At 42.4% G+C, this 19,246-nt stretch carries 17 protein-coding genes; 10 read left to right on the forward strand and 7 right to left on the reverse strand.

What is annotated here, in order from left to right; genetic code table 11:
* The first annotated feature begins 11 nt into the window (after positions 1 to 11).
* Complete coding sequence (locus N480_RS21170; protein WP_063374427.1) at positions 12 to 1,961, forward strand: polysaccharide biosynthesis protein; 1,950 nt, start codon at positions 12 to 14, stop codon at positions 1,959 to 1,961.
* Positions 1,962 to 2,198: 237 nt separating this feature from the next.
* Entirely contained in the window at positions 2,199 to 4,316 is a 2,118-nt protein-coding gene (locus tag N480_RS21175; protein WP_063374428.1) for a YjbH domain-containing protein, read from the forward strand.
* A 517-nt stretch (positions 4,317 to 4,833) separates the two neighbouring features.
* On the opposite strand, the gene N480_RS21180 is transcribed toward N480_RS21175, so the two are convergent.
* The gene (locus N480_RS21180; RefSeq protein ID WP_063374429.1) at positions 4,834 to 6,489 is read right to left on the reverse strand and encodes a hypothetical protein; all 1,656 of its coding nucleotides are present in this window, start codon (positions 6,487 to 6,489) and stop codon (positions 4,834 to 4,836) included.
* 236 nt (positions 6,490 to 6,725) lie between these two features.
* A complete protein-coding gene (locus tag N480_RS21185) occupies positions 6,726 to 7,382 on the reverse strand; it encodes a Crp/Fnr family transcriptional regulator (protein WP_063374430.1) in 657 nt (218 codons plus the stop codon).
* 307 nt (positions 7,383 to 7,689) lie between these two features.
* On the opposite strand from N480_RS21185, the gene N480_RS21190 reads away from it, so the two are divergent.
* The gene (locus N480_RS21190; RefSeq protein ID WP_063374431.1) at positions 7,690 to 7,908 is read left to right on the forward strand and encodes a YgjV family protein; all 219 of its coding nucleotides are present in this window, start codon (positions 7,690 to 7,692) and stop codon (positions 7,906 to 7,908) included.
* Here N480_RS21190 and N480_RS21195 read toward each other — a convergent pair.
* Positions 7,905 to 9,548, reverse strand: coding sequence for an amidohydrolase (locus N480_RS21195; protein ID WP_063374432.1), 1,644 nt, complete (start codon positions 9,546 to 9,548; stop codon positions 7,905 to 7,907). The genes N480_RS21190 and N480_RS21195 overlap by 4 nt on opposite strands.
* Positions 9,549 to 9,692: 144 nt before the next feature.
* A complete protein-coding gene (locus tag N480_RS21200) occupies positions 9,693 to 9,905 on the reverse strand; it encodes a hypothetical protein (protein WP_063374433.1) in 213 nt (70 codons plus the stop codon).
* 217 nt (positions 9,906 to 10,122) lie between these two features.
* Here N480_RS21200 and proB point away from each other — a divergent pair, with 217 nt between their 5' ends.
* The 4 genes from proB (at position 10,123) to gltX (ending at position 14,302) form a co-directional block, all read left to right on the forward strand.
* The gene (gene proB, locus N480_RS21205; RefSeq protein WP_063374434.1) at positions 10,123 to 11,241 is read left to right on the forward strand and encodes a glutamate 5-kinase; all 1,119 of its coding nucleotides are present in this window, start codon (positions 10,123 to 10,125) and stop codon (positions 11,239 to 11,241) included.
* A 48-nt stretch (positions 11,242 to 11,289) separates the two neighbouring features.
* Positions 11,290 to 12,243, forward strand: a complete 954-nt coding sequence (locus N480_RS21210; protein WP_231102296.1) for a GGDEF domain-containing protein — start codon at positions 11,290 to 11,292, stop codon at positions 12,241 to 12,243.
* A gap of 115 nt (positions 12,244 to 12,358) precedes the next feature.
* The gene (locus N480_RS21215) at positions 12,359 to 12,724 is read left to right on the forward strand and encodes a glutaredoxin family protein (protein ID WP_063374436.1); all 366 of its coding nucleotides are present in this window, start codon (positions 12,359 to 12,361) and stop codon (positions 12,722 to 12,724) included.
* A 90-nt stretch (positions 12,725 to 12,814) separates the two neighbouring features.
* Entirely contained in the window at positions 12,815 to 14,302 is a 1,488-nt protein-coding gene (gltX, locus tag N480_RS21220; protein WP_063374437.1) for a glutamate--tRNA ligase, read from the forward strand.
* Between the two features lie 28 nt (positions 14,303 to 14,330).
* Here gltX and N480_RS21225 read toward each other — a convergent pair whose 3' ends face one another.
* The 3 genes from N480_RS21225 to N480_RS21235 form a co-directional block, all read right to left on the reverse strand.
* Entirely contained in the window at positions 14,331 to 14,777 is a 447-nt protein-coding gene (locus N480_RS21225) for a MarR family winged helix-turn-helix transcriptional regulator (protein WP_063374438.1), read from the reverse strand.
* Positions 14,778 to 14,780: 3 nt separating this feature from the next.
* Positions 14,781 to 15,257 carry a glutathione peroxidase gene (locus N480_RS21230; protein WP_063374439.1) on the reverse strand — a complete coding sequence of 159 codons (477 nt, stop codon included), beginning with the start codon at positions 15,255 to 15,257 and terminating at the stop codon, positions 14,781 to 14,783.
* A gap of 74 nt (positions 15,258 to 15,331) precedes the next feature.
* Positions 15,332 to 16,195, reverse strand: coding sequence for a LysR family transcriptional regulator (locus N480_RS21235; RefSeq protein ID WP_063374440.1), 864 nt, complete (start codon positions 16,193 to 16,195; stop codon positions 15,332 to 15,334).
* A 148-nt stretch (positions 16,196 to 16,343) separates the two neighbouring features.
* Here N480_RS21235 and N480_RS21240 point away from each other — a divergent pair, with 148 nt between their 5' ends.
* From N480_RS21240 to N480_RS21250, 3 genes are all read left to right on the forward strand, one after another.
* Positions 16,344 to 17,498, forward strand: a complete 1,155-nt coding sequence (locus N480_RS21240; RefSeq protein ID WP_063374441.1) for an iron-containing alcohol dehydrogenase — start codon at positions 16,344 to 16,346, stop codon at positions 17,496 to 17,498.
* Between the two features lie 194 nt (positions 17,499 to 17,692).
* Positions 17,693 to 18,331: a cytochrome b/b6 domain-containing protein gene (locus N480_RS21245; protein WP_063374442.1), complete on the forward strand. Its 639-nt coding sequence runs from the start codon at positions 17,693 to 17,695 to the stop codon at positions 18,329 to 18,331.
* Positions 18,332 to 18,516: 185 nt separating this feature from the next.
* On the forward strand, positions 18,517 to 19,212 hold the full coding sequence (locus tag N480_RS21250; RefSeq protein ID WP_063374443.1) for a DUF3581 family protein: 696 nt from the start codon (positions 18,517 to 18,519) through the stop codon (positions 19,210 to 19,212).
* The last annotated feature ends 34 nt before the right edge of the window (positions 19,213 to 19,246 follow it).

The raw sequence follows: 19,246 nt of genomic DNA on the forward strand, positions 1-19,246 counted from the left end.
AAGGATTTACAATGGATAGTTGGTTCAATTCTATTTTAAGGGCCTCTCGCTCAAAAAAGCGTCTTATTACTTTGGTCATTGACACCGTTTTTATTGTAAGTGCGTTTTGGTTGGCACTGATTGTACGCCTTGATAGTTTGCAGCCACTGTTTGAAGTTGGAAACTGGTTGTTATTATCCGTTGTACTGCCATGTAGTTTATTCGCTTTTGTGAACTTAGGTTTGTATCGGGCTGTACTGCGTTATGTTGGTGCACATGCTGTTGGTGCGATAGTCATAGGTACTATGATTAGCACAATCGTACTAGTCCTTGCCTCGTTTTTCACTCATGTCGGCATTCCGCGTACTATGCCCATCATATATGCATGGTTACTTATTCTAGCCGTTGGTGGCTCTCGCATTGTGGTGCGTGCGTTAGTAGGACGTATGGCCACGGTAAATAAAACCCCTGTTGTTATCTATGGAGCAGGTTCTGCGGGCAGGCAGCTTTCACCGGCAATTGGTGCGGGTGACGAATATTATGTTAGTGCATTTATTGACGATGATAAGTCTAAACAAGGCGCTATCTTACAGGGTATTCCGGTTATTGCCTTTGATGGTATCTTTAGTCTTATTGAAAGAAATAAGGCCAAGAAGGTTCTATTAGCTATGCCAAGTGAGAGTCGAGCCCGACGCAGAGAGATACTTGCTCAATTGGAAAACTTACCTGTTGAGGTATTAACAATTCCAGGTATGGTTGACGTGGTAGAAGGGCGAGCGAAGCTTGACGAAATCAAAGATGTCGAAATCGAAGACCTTCTAGGTCGAGATCCCGTGTCACCAAAAGGCGATTTGTTAAATGCCAACGTGAAAGGCAAATCTGTAATGGTCACGGGAGCTGGTGGTTCAATTGGTTCCGAGCTATGTCGCCAAATAATCAAACAGTCACCAAAAAAACTCGTGCTATTTGAACTCACCGAGTTTGCTTTGTACTCAATAGAGAAAGAGCTAAGCGAGCTGATCCGCAGTCAAGAACTCGATATTGAACTAATTCCTATCATGGGCTCTGTGCAACATATCAACCGCTTAGAAAATTGTATGCTCGCATTTGGCGTTCAAACTGTCTACCATGCCGCGGCTTACAAACATGTTCCTTTGGTTGAGCACAATGTTGTTGAAGGTGTCAGAAACAACGTTTTTGGTACTTACTACTCAGCAAAAGCAGCGATTAATGCAAAAGTTGAAACCTTTGTTTTAGTGAGTACAGACAAAGCTGTACGCCCCACCAATGTCATGGGTACTACAAAACGTATGGCTGAACTTTGTTTACAGGGTCTTGCGCAAGGTAAAGAAAGTGGCAAGCACAGCACGCGCTTTTGCATGGTTAGATTCGGTAATGTGCTTGGTTCTTCAGGCTCGGTTGTGCCGCTGTTTCGCAGACAAATTAAGGAAGGGGGTCCGATCACCCTTACACACCCTGATATCACAAGGTTTTTCATGACTATACCTGAAGCCGCTCAACTGGTTATTCAAGCTGGTGCAATGGGTAAAGGGGGAGATGTGTTTGTTCTGGATATGGGCGAGTCTGTAAAAATAAAAGATTTAGCTACCAAAATGGTGCATTTATCAGGTCTTGAGGTTAAAAGTGAAGCGAACCCTCATGGAGATATTGAAATACAATGTACGGGATTACGCCCAGGTGAAAAGCTCTATGAAGAGCTTTTAATTGGGGACAATGTAGAGCGGACAAGCCACCAGAGAATTATGACTGCAAAAGAGGTAATGCTGCCACTACCAGAGTTAAATGTCTTTTTAGATGCAATGGACAAAGCCTGTCATAACTTTGAGCATGAGAAAATCCGTCAGCTACTTCTGGATGCCCCTACAGGGTTCAATCCGACAGATGGCATATGCGACCTAGTATGGAATGCTAGAAAAGAGCATCTAGGCTTTGAAGATGCGAACGTTGTTAGCTTTAAGTAGTTTATAATTATAGTGTGCGCAGCGTTAATAGAGATAGCTATATCGGTGCGCTTACTAACAGGTACATCTAGAAAAAGGCTTATTGGAATTTCAGAATAAGCCTTTAGTTTTTTGAGTGGCTTTAGGACTGTGGTTAGGTATTTTGTATTTCGGCCTTTTATACAAGCTCTAACATGCAGTTAGGTTTACTTAAAGCCTTCTATTAATAATAATTAATTACCTTTTGGACCTTGGAACATGTCTAAATTTTTCCCCTTGTTTTTATCAAGTTTAACGATTGTCTCGGCCCCAAGCTTTTCTGAAGAAAACCTCAATAAATATCAGACCTTTACGGGATTCTCTGGATTGATAAATACGCCAAATTCTGAGGTCTTAAAGCATGGCTTTTGGGACATTGGCTACAATAATATGCTGGATTACAGAGGCATAAACTTTGTTGACGGGCACAATATCGTCTTTTCTACAGGTTTGTTTGATGGTCTAGAAGTCAGTGGCTTAATTGCCAGTAATAGCATGAACGACAGTCTGTTCGATCCCTCTGTACACTCTGAAGAGGGGAATCAAATGCGGGACCTATCGTTCAATGTAAAGTACCAAATTCCGCTCATACCAAAAGAATGGTTTAGCCTGAGCCTAGGCAGTAAAGATATTGGTGGTGCTGAAAACAAGTACAAAACTCATTTTGTTGTCGCATCAAAAGAATGGCGTGATTTTCGATTTTCATTGGGAGCAGGAGCCAGTGACCATGAAACTGGGATGATGAATGGTGCCTTTGGTGGTGTTGAGTGGGCACCATTAGATTGGTTTGCATTGCAAGTAGAGCATGATGCGGCTGCTGTAAACGCCGCTGCACGTGTTACGGTGCCAAAAGAGTGGTTATTCGACCTTGGCCAATTGACATTAACAAGCCGCTTTTACAGTAGTTCAGATGACTCCGCAGAAGATGTTTATTGGGGAGTTAACTTTACAGCACCATTCTCTGATGAATACCACCCCGCGCGTAAAAAGGTGTTAGCTGCACCAGCGCCGATTGTAGATAATCGTACGGTGTCGCGTGTGACTCCGCCTGCATCGACCTCGAGTGATGTTCAAAAAGACCAGCAAAAAAGTAAGTTAGAGCGCAGTCAAAGTACGCTTAAATCAGATATGAATAAACTTGCACGCAAGCTGAGAAATGTGCTTATTGCAGATGGCTTTGAATCAGTTCGCGTTGGTTTTAATCAGCGGCCGACAGTTGTTGTGTCTTTTGAAAATTCGGTTTTCAATCGAAATGAAGTTGACGCACTAGGCTTAGTTGCTGGGCGAATTACTGAAGTATTCGCGCAAACCAATGCTCAGTTTGTATTGCAGCTTAAAAACCATGGTCTGCCTATGTTGGCGCTGTCGGGTGATGTAGCAAGTTATGACCGCTTCATTAAGCACAATGAAAATCCAGTTGTAAAAGCGAAGTTAGGCGCTATGCGCAGTATTGGTGGTATTTCTTGGGTTGGTCTAGAAAGTGCGAATAGCCCTTACTTTAAACCTAGAGTTACTATCAGCCCAGAAGTGAACTCGACTCATGCAACAGAGTTAGGTGTATTGGATTACTCACTAGCAATACGTGCGGATGTAACAGTACCAGTTTGGAAAGGGGCAGGCTTTAACTTGTCAGCTCAAACGGTGGTGGCAGAAAGTGACGATTATGAAAATAGTGGTGCCTTTAATGACCGCTCTGTAGACAACGGTGTAAGCAATGCCTTTTTCTATCAGACCTATCAGTTGCCATGGGGGATATACAACCAAACCAAAATTGGCTACTTTAAAGAGTTTCATAAGTATACTGGTATTATTAATGAAACAGCTTGGGTTAGTCCACAAGGAAACCACAAAGTAACAAACACTTACGGTTTTTTTGATTACAAAGATTATGACTCAGATAGAGACTACCATACAGTTGAATACCAGTATAACTGGGTTGAAAAAGACATTAGCTTCCATGTTACCGGTGGTAAGTTTTGGCGTAAAGATAGTGGCTTCAAGGTCGAGACGCGATTCTGGTTTGGTGACAGCTATGTAGCTTTGTATGGGGAGGACACCAATGCACAAGTGGCAGGCGTTGCATTGAGTATTCCACTATCAAAACGTAAGAGTATGAATGTGACTAGGTTTGGTCAGGTGAAAGGGAATCATGCTTGGCGACATCAAGTTGGTTCACGTGTAGGCAGTGATAGTAATTACTTGGTCTATCAACAGGCTTATACACCAAAGACTGATATAAGCCTCAATAGAAGCTTCTTTAATCAAGGTCGTAGTTCTGTCGATTATATCTACACAAACTTACCTAGACTCAGAGAAGCCTACCTAACACACAGGTAACAGCCTTTCTTTGATCTTCAGCTGACACAGGTCCCACACAGATTTGTGTCAGTTGATACACAGGCTCTAAATTCATCTATTAGCCATCCAATGATAAAATAGTCTTGGTTCATAGCTCTCTTCTTAGCATCGCCAATTTTATTTTCGCTTATCAACTCAATAAACTTAGCTACGTCCCTATAAGTATTGATATAACAAACCTAGTACACGGTGCGCGTATTTTATATTAGTGCAAGGTTCAAAGGGTATAAAAATCGAAGCAGTGCTGATAGAGCCACACAGGAGATATTTAAAGAGGTATAGACTATCCTGATTTCAAACGCTCGTGTTTGAGCTGCCACGTAAGCTATATACGTCAGCCATTTGTGCAGATACAGTTATTGAAATAACAAAGTGTGGGGTCTTTCAGTTATTCTTGATTTTATAAGGAAGCTAAAGAATGGTTGTTTAAATGCAGGAACAGAAAGAAAAAAGCTGCGATTATGATCGCAGCTTTATGTTCAGTTTACTTAAATTCTTAGCTACCAGAACCAGAAACTTCTTCGAACTGACAGTTGCTACGTCCAACATTGAACGATACTGCTTCACCGTCAGCAGCTACGAATGTAGGTACTGTTAGAGATGCGTCGCCTACATCAACACCTACTGGAATTACTGATACTTCATATGTTGCACCAGAAACAAGACCAGTTAGAGCGTATGTACCGTTTGAGGTTTCAGCAGCAATTAGAGGTGCTTTACCTGCTTGGTTGTAACGTACAAGTGCACCAGTGAAGTCAAGCTGAGTGTCTGCTTGGTCAGTGTTGCTACATGTATACGTTAGGCTGAAATCTTGGTTCACGTAAGTAACAGGAGATGTAACTGGTATAGTTACGTTACCACAAAGGTTTGCGTTAGTTTCGCTACCCCAAACGTTACCATTAGCATCCACAACACTAACATTTGCAGATGAGTTCACTGTGATGCCATTTTTAGCAGCTTGGTCTGCCGCGTAAAGCGTACCAGAAGCAGAAGTAATAACTTCATTTAGCGCTAAACGGTTTGAGCGGACTTGTAAGAATAAGCCAGCTGCAGGAACGCTCACATTCGTACCAGAAAGCGTGAATGTAACAGCTTCAGTACAAGCAGCTACTCTTTCTACAGGTACGAAGCTTGAGAAGTGGTTAGTTTGGAAGCTAGTTGGGAAGTTAGTACCAACTTTTTCACCTACAGTTGCTACAGTGTCATTGTTTGCGCTGTCTTGTAGTTTAGTCCACTGTGCTTTCGTTTCATCGTATGTATATACGTCGAACGTGTTGCCTTGTGCTAATTCATTGTCTTCAGCTGTTCTGTAAGTATCAGGAATGTCAGTCGTTACAGTAATTGCTTCAGATAGTTGCTTAACAGCTGTTGTTGTATCACCCTGCGTAGCTGTGATGTTTACAGTTACAACTGCAGCTGGTAATAAAACTTCATCAGCACTTGCACTGTTCAAACCACCAGGGATGATGCTAGCCGCGCTAGCAGCTGTGTCAGCAGCGTCTAACTCAGCTGTAACAACTTCAACGTTTACGGAACCTGCGATTGCTTCACCAGCTGCATCTTGTAATTCAACCGTTGCAGGAATTACTAGTGATGCACCAGCGCCATCAGCGTTAGTGTCAACTGTAAGATCAGTTGTCAGCTTACCTTCTGCTGTTTCTAGGTTTGTTTCAGTTTTAACAGAAGCTTGCGCTGCGCTAACTAGGTTAACAGCAACGTTTACTGTACCGTCACCAGCTAGGCTAACTACACTTGCATTTGCTAGATAGTTTTCAGCCGTGATAGCCAGCGTGATAGTCTCTAGGTTCGCATCGTCTTTGATTTTGAAAGCAAAGCTACCATCAGCAGAAGTTTGCGACGTGATATCTGCACCAGCAAGGTCAGTTACATTCGTAGAAGCTACACCAGCTTCAAAGAATGAAATCGTAGCATTATCTACCGAATCACCAGATGCGCTGTCAGTAACTGTTACTGAAACGTATGAAGATAGTGCTGCAGGTGTGTCAGGAGTTGGAACTTTTACTGTACCCGGATCTGGATCTGGCGGAGTTACAGTAACATCGTTGTCATTATCGCTGAAACAGCCAGCTAAACTTACTGTTAAACCCAATGCTAGGGCAAGTTTAGTTAGCTTGAAATTTTTATTTCCCATGATTTTTACCTTTTCCTTTAAATACAAGTAAACTGAGAGTTTTAAACTAATCAATTGCAGATGTAAGACAGCCTTGCCCTGCACGCAAATTAGTGATTAGAGGATAAGCGTACATTAAATGTTCGTCAAGTGAACTGTTCTAACTTTATCCAAAAATTCACTTTTAATAATAACACATTGATCTCAAATTGGGATCTGAACTTCAAAATGTTAAAAAAACAATAATATTGCTGTCATTAAATTTGTGAAAAGCTCTCTACAAATTCGTTTAAAAGTGCCAAATTTATTGGCTTTAAGCCTGAACTGGTCCTTTCAATTAATCCCTTTTCAACGAGCTCACTAACCACTCTTCTATATGCCCTTTCAGTGGTTGCAAATCTCTCGGCTTCGGCACTGACTGTTGAATACGCACGAAGCAAGGTCGGGTGGCTATTTTCAGCTCTCAATAGGCAATCTTTTGCGATGTTATAACTCAGTGGGAGGAGGAGTTTATCTAGGTTGATTTTTTGGTTCTCAGTAAACTTGGCTGCGATAGTTTGGGCTGTGTATAAACTCAACTCAGGTTGCTCAAGCAACAATTGTCTCCAGTGTTTTAATTCTATCAAGTTGTATTGCACATCGCTGAGGCAGCTTACCGTGTAAATGCACGGCTGATTGTTAAGTGCTTCTATTTCACCTATTAGAGTATTGTTGCAATCTAACTGCCCAAGTAGCAATCGCCTTCCATTACCAACATCATAACTGAATGAGACCGTTCCGCTTCTGACCAAAATGAGTTTACTTAACGGCTCATCTTGGTGGATCAAAATTTCTTTTTTGCGGTGTTGAAAGCTGTTGCCAGCAAAACTTAATAGTTGCTCTACCAAAGTGGTTGAAAAGTGATATTGGAACATCTGGTTGGCTCTCGGACAATTGTCCTATTTATTAAATTATTATAAAGATAGCATGAACAACGTTATTCAAGTGCTATGCGCGTTACTTCTTTGTGAGTTTATGTCGCATTGGTTCCTTAACGCGATAAGTACCTTATCAATTACAACTCTGTGAACTAAAATTTTACGCAATCAATAGGTCGACTGCAGTATTGATCCCATTCACAGCAGTGTGAAAAAATTTGATTGTCACCTTTATAGAGGTTTCAATTTTTAGGCTCAGTGTAGTCGCTTTTTTAATGCTAACCCAACTAAGAGGAGAGAACAAATGACTTGGGAGTATTTAGGTTATCTGGCATCTGTATTCTTAGTGGTTTCACTCATGATGACCAATGTAACAAAGTTACGTTGGTTCAATTTGGCCGGATGTATTTGTTTTACCATTTATGGTGCAATGATCAGTGCTTGGCCAGTTGTATTGACCAATGGGCTACTCGCATTGGTCAATATATATCACTTGATCAAACTACTTAAATCAAAAGATTAATGGCGCAGATATCTGCGCTCTCCAGCTATCCATGTTTGCTGCACCTGTGTTGTTAACAGTGAGTTTAAATCGGAGTTGAAGTAGTCGTTGTCTATTAAGATAAAATCAGCCCATTTACCGTGCTCTAGGCTACCCAATTTAAACTCTTGGAATGCAGCGTGTGCAGCGTCAAGCGTAAAAGCTTGCAGTGCTTGTTGTTTTGATAAGCGCTCTGCAGGTCGCCAGCCGCCTTCAGGATGAGCTGTTTTGTCCATTCGCGTAATCGCTGCATAAAGTCCATCGAAGGGATCTGCGAGCTCTACAGGGAAATCTGACCCTGCGGCAACTTTGACCCCCAGCTTCAAAAATGATTGCCAAGCATAAGCCCCCTGAAGCTGAGAATTGTCGAGACGCTTTTCGGCCATATGCATATCTGAAGTCGCGTGGACCGGTTGCATAGAAGGAATAATTTGTAACTGTTTAAACCTTGGTATGTCAGCGAGGTCAACTAGCTGGGCATGCTCAATTCTATTTCTCAGTAACTTCCCACCTGATTGCTTAAATACATTTTGGTAGCTATCTAAAACAATGCGGTTAGCACGATCGCCAATAGCATGCGTGTGCGCACTAAAACCATGCATAACACTCTTAGTGATAAGTGACTCCAGACTGGGTTGGTTTTCCAACATGAGGCCTCGATACCCTGGCCTATCTTTGTATTCAGACAAAAGAGCAGCTCCACGGCTGCCAAGAGCGCCATCGGCATATATTTTGACACTGCGAATGGAAAGGTAGTCAGATTGTTCTTTATAAATGCCAGCTTTTAACATGGTGTCTAACAGGGGGTCTGAGGCGCTAAGCATCGCATAAATACGTAACGGAAGGGTTTGTGCTTTAGCTCTCTGCCGATATAGTTGCCATGTTGCATAATCAATACCCGCATCGTGAACGGATGTTACCCCGAGGCTTAGCAAGTGTTGAGCTGCAGCATCTAACGCATTACTTATTTGTGTGTGCGAAGGACTCGGTATGTGTTTTGTGACCAGTAGTTCCGCTTTATCAATGAAAATTCCGCTGGGCTCACCATTTTTGAGCCTGAGTATTTCTCCGCCTGGCGGTGAGGTTGCTGTACTTTGAATCCCAGTGAGCTCCATAGCCTTTGAGTTTACCCAAATTGCGTGACCATCTACTCGGGTTAACACAACCGGACGGTCTGAGACATATTTGTCTAAATCGGATGCGGCAGGAAAGCGACTGGGTGTCCACTTTGATTGGTCCCACCCTCGACCAAGTATCCAGCCTGTTGGGTTCGCTTTGGCATAATCTGTGAGGCGTTTGCCAACCTGTTCTACGGAAGTGCTGTTTCTCAGGTCTAATTGAGATAAGTTTTTGCCTAAACCAATAATGTGTCCGTGAGCATCAATTAACCCCGGCAGCATAGTTAACCCTTTACCATCAATAGGCTCGGTTTGGGGATATTGTTTTACCGTGCTTTTATCTCCAGTTTTAACAACTTTACCGTCTTTTATGACTATAGTAGTGAAGTGTTTAATCTCACCTACTCGAGTGGGTGTATACCCATTGACATTGTGTATAACCGTAAATTGGGCATAACAAAGCTGGCTGGCTGCTATGATCCATAGGAAGAGTAACTGTTTCACACTGGGCCTTATTTTTAATTGTTATAGAATGACTTATAGATACATTATTTGGTTTTAATAGCAAGTGTTGAATTTGTTATTTGGCAATAAGTCAATATTGATTAGCGCTGTAAATAACGATGAATAATTTGAAAGAACGATAGCCTATTCTTCGTCTTTATCAGCTTTGATAGCTATTTTTATCGCTATAATTACAACCGCAAACATTAAGAATGGTAAGGCCGCTAAGCTGTATTCCGCCCAGTGGTTATCTTGATAGTTTGGTTGCAAAATAAAATGTCCACCAATACACATTGCAATACTGACAAGCAGTAAAGGCAGCATCATTAATTCCTTTTTATAATTTGGCTTTTTCATATACCTACCTCCAAGTTCAAGTATGACATGCAAGATGGATCAGCAGCTTGACATTGATCACGTATATTCAGTGCATAGATTTTAGCATGTTGACAGTGAGAGCCACATGGGTTGGCGAACTTTTCATGAATAAATCTGTATCAGCTTGTTTGGAAAGTATTCAATTGGTACGGGTCGTGATATAAAAATAGTCACGATTTAAATGAAGGTGTTTTTTATGGCTAAACGTAAAGTCATAGTAGTAAAACTGGGCACCAGTGTATTGACGGCGGGTAGCTTATATCTCAACAAACCGCGATTAGTTGATTTAGCGCGTCAATGTGTGGAGCTTAAGAAGGCTGGGTGGCATGTTGTTATTGTTTCCAGTGGTGCAGTTGCCGCGGGGCGCTCTGCGCTTAATAAAGAAATTGGCAACTCGGTTGCAGAAAAGCAAATGTTGGCGGCTATTGGTCAAGGGCAGCTAATTCATCTCTGGCAAAGCCTATTTTCGCTGTTTGATGTTCCTGTCGCACAACTCTTATTAACGCGTGCAGATGTTGAAGATAGAAGTCGATATCTCAATGCGCGAGACACGCTTGATCAGCTCTTGGCCCACGATATTGTTCCGATCGTGAACGAAAATGACGCAGTTGCCACTTCCGAGATCAAAGTGGGTGATAACGACAATCTGTCGGCTTTGGTGGCAATTTTAGCTAACGCAGACCGGCTCTTGCTATTAACAGATCAAGCGGGTCTATTTACCGCAGATCCAAGAAACAACCCCGATGCGCGGCTCATCGAACGGGTTGCGGAAATAGATGAACGGATCATTGCGCTAGCCGGGGGATCCGGTACGTCTTTGGGAACTGGTGGAATGGCGACGAAATTACAGGCTGCACAAATCGCCCAGCGTGCTGGTATTGAAACGATAATTGCAAAAGGTGAAGAGCCAAATGTGATTATTAACATTCAAAATGACCTAACCAAAAGCACTAAAGTGATTCGATTTGATGCGCCTTTGGATGGACGCAAAAAATGGCTTCTATCGGGACCTCGTTGCAGCGGCGCTATCATATGCGATCCGGGAGCGGTAAACGCGGTTGTAAAAAATGGCGCTAGTCTGCTCGCGAAGGGAGTAACCGATGTCTGTGGGCAATTTTGCCGTGGTGACTTAATTGAGCTTAAAGACTTAAATGGTAGGGTCATTGCCAGAGGGTTAATCGCCTTTGATCACAAGGAGATGCAAAACATTAAAGGGTTACATAGCGCCCAAATCAATGATGCATTAGGGTACCAAGGCGCGAATGTTGTTATGCATAGAGATGATTTAGTGTTGCTTGAGTACGTTGCAACCTAGTTGATAGGGGCTAAGCTTTACAGTGTAAGTTTACTGGGAGGCTAAAGTGTGGACATATCGCCATGCGGACATGAGTTCTCAATTAGTTTGCAACAAATGCGCAGTGAAAATGATCTTTATAAACGCATTGCGTACGTACTATGTGAATTGTTGCCAGATATACCGATTGCGATGTATTTGGCACCCAGTTTGTCTGAAAAAGAGACGTTAAAACTACTCACGCTTTCGTCCGTTGCTCAACCGCCCGATTTGCAGTATTTGATAGCGAGGGCAGAGACATTAAAAAACCAGCAGATCCTGCATGGTGACAATCACTATTGTATCGTATTGAGAAAAAATAGATCTATCATGGGGCTGTTGTGGATTGGCGAGAAGATCCCAATGTCTCGTTGTTATTTGGTAGGACATCTAATTAATGTTTTTTACCATCAGCTAAATACACTCGCTTTGAGCCGTATTGATCCACTAACCCAGCTTTTAAATCGGCAAACCTTTGACGACAAAGTGATAGAGATCACAACGGGTGATGGGTTCATTGTTGAGCGTGAGCAACAGGGGATCAGGCATTGGTATTTGGCACTATTTGACATTGATCACTTTAAAGTAGTCAATGATAATTTTGGCCATGTGATCGGGGATGAGGTACTCCTGCTGGTGGCGCAACAGTTAAAAGATAACTTTCGAGCAGAAGACTTTGTATTTCGTTATGGGGGAGAAGAATTTGCGGTTTTGTTTCAAAGCCATGATGGAGATGAAGCGAATCGCCTGCTTAATCGAGTACGCAGCGTAGTGGCTGAGTTTAACTTTCCTCAAGTGAATCACTTGACCATTAGCATTGGATTCACTCTATTGGATGATATTTGCCAAGTGTCTGAGTTAGTGCATGAAGCTGATCTTGCGCTTTATCATGCAAAAAAGCACGGTCGCAACCGTGTCATTGACTTTGAAGAGTTGGGTATCGCTGGGCAAGCCAAAGCGGAGACCGATATCGAATTGTTCTAAGTGCAATACGTCCTGCTCATTCTACGAATAGAAATCAATTTTTAAGCATATCTTTTGTGCGTATGTTACACAGGTTTGTGGTATCCTAGCGCCAATTTTGACTGGGAGAATACTGATGAAATTGATCCGATGGTTGCTTGGTCGACTTATCCTGCTTTTTGATTTTATTTTTGCTCCGCGCAGTAAAAAACGTACAGCTGAAGCTCAACAGCAACTTGATGAATTGACCCAAAACATGAAGCTCTATCAATTTAAAGCTTGCCCGTTTTGTGTCAAAGTTCGACGTGCTGCAAAACGAGAAGGCTTAAAGTTAGAAACGCGCGATGCAAAAGATAACCAAACGCACCGCCAAGAGCTACTTGAGCAGGGTGGCAAAGTAAAAGTGCCGTGTCTGAGAATTGAAGAACAAGGCAATGTAACTTGGTTATATGAGTCAAGTGATATTGTTAATTACCTGCAGCGCTTAGAGCAGTCTGCTTAATGGCGCATGGCATTGCTGGCGGTTTTCCACTGGGTGAGCCTATGCTAGCATTGAAGCTAAAATACTTTAGAAAAATTTAAGAGAAATAACATGACGATCCGTACACGTGTTGCACCGTCACCAACGGGTGATCCGCATTTAGGTACCGCTTATATTGCACTATTTAACTACTGTTTCGCTAAGCAGCAAGGTGGTGAATTTGTATTGCGTATAGAAGACACCGATCAGGTAAGAAGTACGGCTGAATCTGAGCAAGCAATCATGGATAGCTTGCGCTGGTTAGGTCTTAACTGGGATCACGGTCCTGATGTGGGTGGTGAATTTGGTCCTTATCGCCAATCAGAGCGTACAGAGCTATATCAAAAATTTGCGCACCAATTAGTAGAACAGGGTAAAGCTTTTTATTGTTTCGCGACAGCAGAAGAGCTTGATCAAATGCGCGAAGAGCAAATGGCCGAGGGCTTACGCCCGAAGTACGATGGTCGCGGACTACGTTTGACTCCTGAAGAGGTACAGGCAAACCTAGACGCAGGTAAGCCATATGTGATCCGTATGATGATCCCTGAGGAAGGCACGTTCAAATTTAACGACTATTTACGTGGCGAAATTGAAATTCCTTGGGAAAATGTCGACATGCAAGTGCTGTTGAAGGCTGATGGTTACCCAACATACTTTATGGCAAATGTTGTTGATGATCACCACATGCAGATCAGCCATATCTTCCGTGGCGAAGAGTGGATCAACTCAGCACCTAAACTTCTAAAATTGTATGAAGATCTGGGCTGGGAAGCGCCTGTACTGGGTCATTTACCGCTACTGCGTAACCCTGACAAGTCTAAGCTATCAAAGCGTAAAAACCCGACTTCGATCAATTACTACAAAGAAATGGGTTTCTTACCAGAAGCGGTATTGAATTACTTAGGTCGTATGGGCTGGTCAATGCCGGATGAACGTGAAAAGTTCACACTAGCTGAGATGATTGAGCACTTTGATATGAAACGCGTTTCACTTGGCGGTCCAGTATTTGATGTTGATAAGTTAAGTTGGTTAAACGGTCTGTGGATCCGTGAAAACTTAACAGATGAAGAGTTGATCCAACGCTTCGTAGATTGGAAGTTTAATACACAAACGCTTTCGCGTGTGTTACCTGAAGCGAAAACGCGTATTAATACGCTTTCTGACTTAGTTGATCTTGCAGGTCACTTTGTTGGTGGTATTCCAAATTATGATCCAGCTCTGCTAACGGCGGGTAAAGCGGATGATGCGGTTATTACTCAGGCATTACAGTTCTTTATTTGGGAACTAGAAAAGCTACGTAGTTGGAATAAGTCTGAAATTTTTGCCATCGCAAAAAGTGTTGCGACGTTCCACGAGTTAAAGATTAAAGAGTTCTTAGAACCAATTTTTGTTGCGATCACGGGCAAAACCTCTTCAACGTCGGTTGTTGATGCGATGGAAGTACTTGGTTCAGACCTGTCAAGAGCACGCTTAAGAGTAGCTCTAAACCATGTTGGTGTTTCTAAAAAGCAAGCGAAAAAGCTAGAAAAAGCGTATCGCGAATACCCAACGATTGGCTAAGCCAAACGGCTCATTCCATGGCGGGTAATCACCCGCCATGCTTTTCTTGTAGCTGTAAAAACTCATCTAGTAGCGACTTTAGCTGCATCAATTTATCCAATGACATGTCTGTTTGTCCCATCATCTCCATTGGGATACAAGCGCATTCGTTTTCAAGGGCCTTTCCTCTGTCGGTTAGAAATACATAACACTGCCTTTCGTCTTCCTTCGCTCGTTTGCGGCTTACTAACCCGCTTTGTTCTAAGCGTTTTAGAAGTGGCGTGAGTGTATTGCTCTTCAATTGAGACTGGTGGCCGATGTCTTTGACCATGAGCCCGTCAGTTTGCCATAAAATCAATAACACAATGTATTGTGGATAGGTCAAGTCGTGGCGTTTGAGCAGAGGTTGGTACAAACGTGTAACCTGCCTAGAGGCGGCATATAAGCTAAAGCACAATTGCTTATCTAAATTTAGATCGGGGAACTTCGCGCTCATTGTTTATGCCTGCAATGCTTTTAAAATGTCAGCTTTGATCTTTTCTGGCTTTGTCGTGGGTGCGTAGCGGTGCAAGGGTTGACCATCTTTACCGATAAGAAACTTAGTAAAATTCCACTTGATGTTGTTGGTTATTAACCCTGGTAAAGCAGGCTTTAGATATTGATAGATCGGGTGCGCATGTGGGCCATTGACATCAATTTTTTCCATCATAGTAAAATCGACGCCGTAGTTTATCAAACAACCTTGCTGTATATCAGTGGCGCTGCCTGGCTCTTGTTGGCCAAATTGATTACAGGGGAAGCCGATTATTTCAAGGCCTTGCACACTCAATTCATTGTGTAGTTGCTGAAGCCCTTCATATTGGGGGGTTAAACCACACTTGCTCGCGGTATTGACTATCAGCACTACTTTGCCTTTTAAGCTAGCAAAATTATACGGATTACCTTGTAGGGTATTTGCTTTAAATTCGTATATCATTTTTAATCTCTCTAGATTTAATCGTGTGCGATTTAAATGGTATGTGATTTGATTGGCTTGTGCAAGTGAGTTGCTTACTTAAACCAGTCGAGCAGAAAATCAATCAGTAGACGAACTCTTAGTGGAATAAGATCTTTACGTGGGTATATTAGCCAAGAAGCGTTGTCGCTCACCTGATATTTTTCCAGTAGCGGTATTAGCTCTCCGCTGGAAATATGGTCGGCAGCAATATCTTCGGCAAGGTGGGCGATACCTAACCCTGCTTTGCAAGCATGAATGATTGCCTGAGGATTGTTACTGCGCCAACTGCTGTTTACTCTCACTTCTTCTACTCCACTGTCAAGGTGAAAACGCCAGCGGTTTGAGAGGGCAATCAAGCAGTTGTGGTGGTGTAAATCTGACGGGGTATTTAAAGGAGGGGAAGCTTGTAGATATTCAGGGCTGGCAAGTAACATCATATTTCGAGAGCTCAATTTTCTCGCAATTAATCTCGAGTCTTGTAATCTGCCAAAGCGAATCGCGAGATCAAATCCGTCCTCTATTAGATCGACAGTTCTAGCGTTAAAGTCTATATGGATATTGACCTGAGGATAGCGTTTGCCAAACTGTGCAATCGCTGGAGCGACTCGGTTTGCCATGAAGTCTCCTGCACCTGTAATCCTAATCGGCCCTTTAGGCGTGTGCTGTACTCCTTGTAATTCATTGTTCGCATCTACGAGTTCCTGTTGAATCACTTTCAATTTACTTGCGTAGGCAATACCTTCTTCAGTGAGGTTTATACTGCGGGTTGTACGTTGTAAAAGCACGGTACCGAGTCTTTGTTCCAATTGTTGGATTTGCCTACTAACGTGTGATGTTGATACATCAAGTGCTTGTGCTGCTTTACTAAAGCTACCGTGCTCCACAATAGCTAGAAAAATGTCTATGCCTTGCCACATATTCCTTTCTCATATTGCAAATATAATAGTATATTTTAATTGATTGTTGCTTGTGTGCAAAAGAGAATTGCGAACTGAATAATGATCTCGCTGAGGGTTATCATTACACTGTGTGCAATCAAAACTAGTCGTCAGAGCAGGGGCAAGTATGCTGAATTTTAATTTTTATAATCCAACAGAAATATTTTTTGGCGAAAATCAAATAGCAGAAATCACTAAAACGATACCGCAAGAAGCAAAAGTACTGGTTGTTTATGGTGGTGGAAGTATCAAAAATAACGGTATTTACGAGCAGGTAAGTCAAGCGCTTAGCGAGTTCAGCTGGGGAGAGTTTGCTGGTATTGAGCCTAATCCAACTTATCAAACTTGCATGCAAGCCGTATCGAAAATCAAGGCTGAAGGCTACAACTATATTTTAGCAGTGGGCGGCGGCTCAGTGATTGATGGAAGTAAGTTTATTGCTGCCGCAGCAAACTTTTCAGGTGAGCCATGGGACATTTTGAGTAAAGGTGCAGAGGTCACTTCAGCCTTGCCTATTGGTGTTGTACTGACACTGCCTGCAACAGGCTCAGAGTCAAATAGTTTCAGTGTTGTATCGAACAGTGAAACTCACGACAAATTGCCATTTGCATCTCTTCACATCCAGCCAAAATTTGCAGTGCTAGATCCGCAAGTAATGAAAACCTTGCCACAAAGACAGCTGACTAACGGGGTCGTTGATGCATTTGTCCATACAATGGAGCAGTATCTAACTTATTCTGTTGGTGCCAAAGTGCAAGATCGCTTTGCTGAAGGTTTGCTGATGACCTTAATGGAAGAAGGGCCAAAGCTGGTATCGGAAGATGTAGACTATCAAGTCCGTGCCAATATTATGTGGTCAGCAACAATGGCATTAAATGGGTTAATCGGTGCAGGGGTACCACAAGACTGGGCAACACACATGATTGGCCATGAGATCACCGCAGTGTATGGTCTGGACCATGCACAGACCTTAGCCATTATTCTACCAAGAATGATGGCAGAGCAAAAAGAAGCAAAGCGGAGCAAGTTACTACAATATGCCGAGCGTGTACTGGGTTTAGACATCTCCGATGAAGACAATGCAATAGCATCGGCGATTGAGTTAACAGAGCAGTTTTTCAATAGTGTCAATATGAAAACGCGCCTGAGCGACTATGGCATTGGTGAAGAAGCGGTTAGCAAAATCACCGAACAGCTCGAAAGGCACGGTATGACAGCTTTAGGTGAGCAACAAGCCGTGACGTTAGAAAAAAGCACTAAAATTATTCGTGCAAGTTTATAGTATAATCCGACTCTCTGAGGTGCGGCTTATTTAAACCGCGCCTCAGAGAAACCCATCAGAGCTATTCTTCGGGTTAGATCTCTTTCCTTATTTGGCCTACCTCAATAAAATCGCACCAAATTTGATAAAAGCATCGTCTTTGTGGCGCAGCTCAGGTAACCTTTGAACAGAAGATACGGTCATTTGGGGCAATTATGACAAAAGTTTGGGATGGATTTATTCGTGGTTTTCACTGGTTACTCGTGGTGGGGATTGCTGTTTTATACTTCTCTGGTGAAGAGGGCTGGCTAGACCTACATTTTGTTGTGGGATACCTGTTGTTGGCATTGATGATAACCCGCGTGATTTGGGGCGTTATTGGTAGCGATACGGCTAAACTGAGTAGTTTGTTCCATCATCCTAAACATATCTTTGCAGCGTTAAAGTCTAAATCTTCGCATACAGGACATAATCCAGCTGGTAGCTTGATGGTACTGGCATTCTTTGTATTGGTGTTTGTTCAATTGATTTCAGGCCTAATGACGACCGATGACATTCTTATGGAAGGCCCACTTGTGACCTATATTAGCTATGAGTTAGCTGAAATCGCTGGTGATATCCATCGTCTTAATATTGATATTTTATTAGTTGCAATTGCGATACACATAGTTGCGATTATGATGTATCGGGTCAAAGGGGTTAACTTGGTTAAACCGCTGCTGACAGGTAAAAATGATATCGATACTGCGGCGCCTAGAATGAAAAAAGGATGGATTGCCTATGCCATATTTTTGTTATTGGTTGTGGTTGTCATTTATGCTTGGGGTCAAGAGCCGCTCAATGCACTGATTTAATTTTTCTTGTATGTTTCGTCTATAGATAAGAATACTTTTGTGTCATATTCATCGGAACCAATTTAATCTGGTGCTTAAAAAAGCCTTTTGAAACCAAACGTTACAATACAAAAGCACAGATATGACCTCTCTGTGCTTTATTTCTGCTAATATAGCGCGATTTTCATGCAAGAAAGAAGTTAACTATGCTTACACCTTACTATCAAGAAGAAACCAATAAACTTGTGATTAGCCGTGAACAAGGCAGTCAATTCGCAAAACAAGTTGCGGACGACTTTAACCCTTTACACGACATTGATGCGAAGAAGTTTTGTGTCCCTGGAGATTTACTGTTTTCTTTGGTGCTGGATAAGTACGGTGTTAGTGAAGACATGCATTTTACTTTCTCCGGTATGGTAGATGAGACATCTCAGCTTGAGTTCCCTCAAGCGAGCGCAGCTTTTGATATCGTCTCAAATGAGAAAGTCATGCTTTCAGTGAAACGGTCAGGCGAAAGCAAACAATGTCCTGAATTGGTAGAAAGTCTTATCAAAAATTATGTGGCTTTTTCGGGCAAAGCGTTTCCACACGTGATTATTCCTCTAATGGGCCAGCAGGAAGTCATGATCAATCCTGCTCGACCTATGGTGATCTACGAATCTATGTCAATTCATTTGGATACGCTGGATGTGTCTGAAGTCTCTCTTGAAGCTGCACAGCCAGACTTTAGTTTTGAGGGGAAACGCGGAAAAATAATCTTACGTTTTGAGTTGTTGAGTGAAGGCAAAAAAGTAGGCTTTGGTGAAAAGCACATGCTGGTTTCAGGTATTAAAGAATACTGTCAGCAGGCTATTGATGACTTAATTGACTATTACAATGAGCGTAAAGAAACGCTTAAGTAACCAACGTTTATTACCGCTCTCTCAGTGAACAAAA

Origin of the sequence: Pseudoalteromonas luteoviolacea S2607, assembly GCF_001625575.1 — a bacterium.
GTDB lineage: Bacteria > Pseudomonadota > Gammaproteobacteria > Enterobacterales > Alteromonadaceae > Pseudoalteromonas > Pseudoalteromonas luteoviolacea_E.

Excerpts from the sequence above, each read along its gene's own strand:
- N480_RS21170 (WP_063374427.1), top strand. The coding sequence starts at position 12 with ATGGATAGTTGGTTCAATTCTATTTTAAGGGCCTCTCGCTCAAAAAAG.
- N480_RS21175 (WP_063374428.1), top strand. The coding sequence starts at position 2,199 with ATGTCTAAATTTTTCCCCTTGTTTTTATCAAGTTTAACGATTGTCTCG.
- N480_RS21180 (WP_063374429.1), bottom strand. The coding sequence starts at position 6,489 with ATGGGAAATAAAAATTTCAAGCTAACTAAACTTGCCCTAGCATTGGGT.
- N480_RS21185 (WP_063374430.1), bottom strand. The coding sequence starts at position 7,382 with ATGTTCCAATATCACTTTTCAACCACTTTGGTAGAGCAACTATTAAGT.
- N480_RS21190 (WP_063374431.1), top strand. The coding sequence starts at position 7,690 with ATGACTTGGGAGTATTTAGGTTATCTGGCATCTGTATTCTTAGTGGTT.
- N480_RS21200 (WP_063374433.1), bottom strand. The coding sequence starts at position 9,905 with ATGAAAAAGCCAAATTATAAAAAGGAATTAATGATGCTGCCTTTACTG.
- proB (WP_063374434.1), top strand. The coding sequence starts at position 10,123 with ATGGCTAAACGTAAAGTCATAGTAGTAAAACTGGGCACCAGTGTATTG.
- N480_RS21215 (WP_063374436.1), top strand. The coding sequence starts at position 12,359 with ATGAAATTGATCCGATGGTTGCTTGGTCGACTTATCCTGCTTTTTGAT.
- gltX (WP_063374437.1), top strand. The coding sequence starts at position 12,815 with ATGACGATCCGTACACGTGTTGCACCGTCACCAACGGGTGATCCGCAT.
- N480_RS21225 (WP_063374438.1), bottom strand. The coding sequence starts at position 14,777 with ATGAGCGCGAAGTTCCCCGATCTAAATTTAGATAAGCAATTGTGCTTT.
- N480_RS21230 (WP_063374439.1), bottom strand. The coding sequence starts at position 15,257 with ATGATATACGAATTTAAAGCAAATACCCTACAAGGTAATCCGTATAAT.
- N480_RS21235 (WP_063374440.1), bottom strand. The coding sequence starts at position 16,195 with ATGTGGCAAGGCATAGACATTTTTCTAGCTATTGTGGAGCACGGTAGC.
- N480_RS21240 (WP_063374441.1), top strand. The coding sequence starts at position 16,344 with ATGCTGAATTTTAATTTTTATAATCCAACAGAAATATTTTTTGGCGAA.
- N480_RS21245 (WP_063374442.1), top strand. The coding sequence starts at position 17,693 with ATGACAAAAGTTTGGGATGGATTTATTCGTGGTTTTCACTGGTTACTC.
- N480_RS21250 (WP_063374443.1), top strand. The coding sequence starts at position 18,517 with ATGCTTACACCTTACTATCAAGAAGAAACCAATAAACTTGTGATTAGC.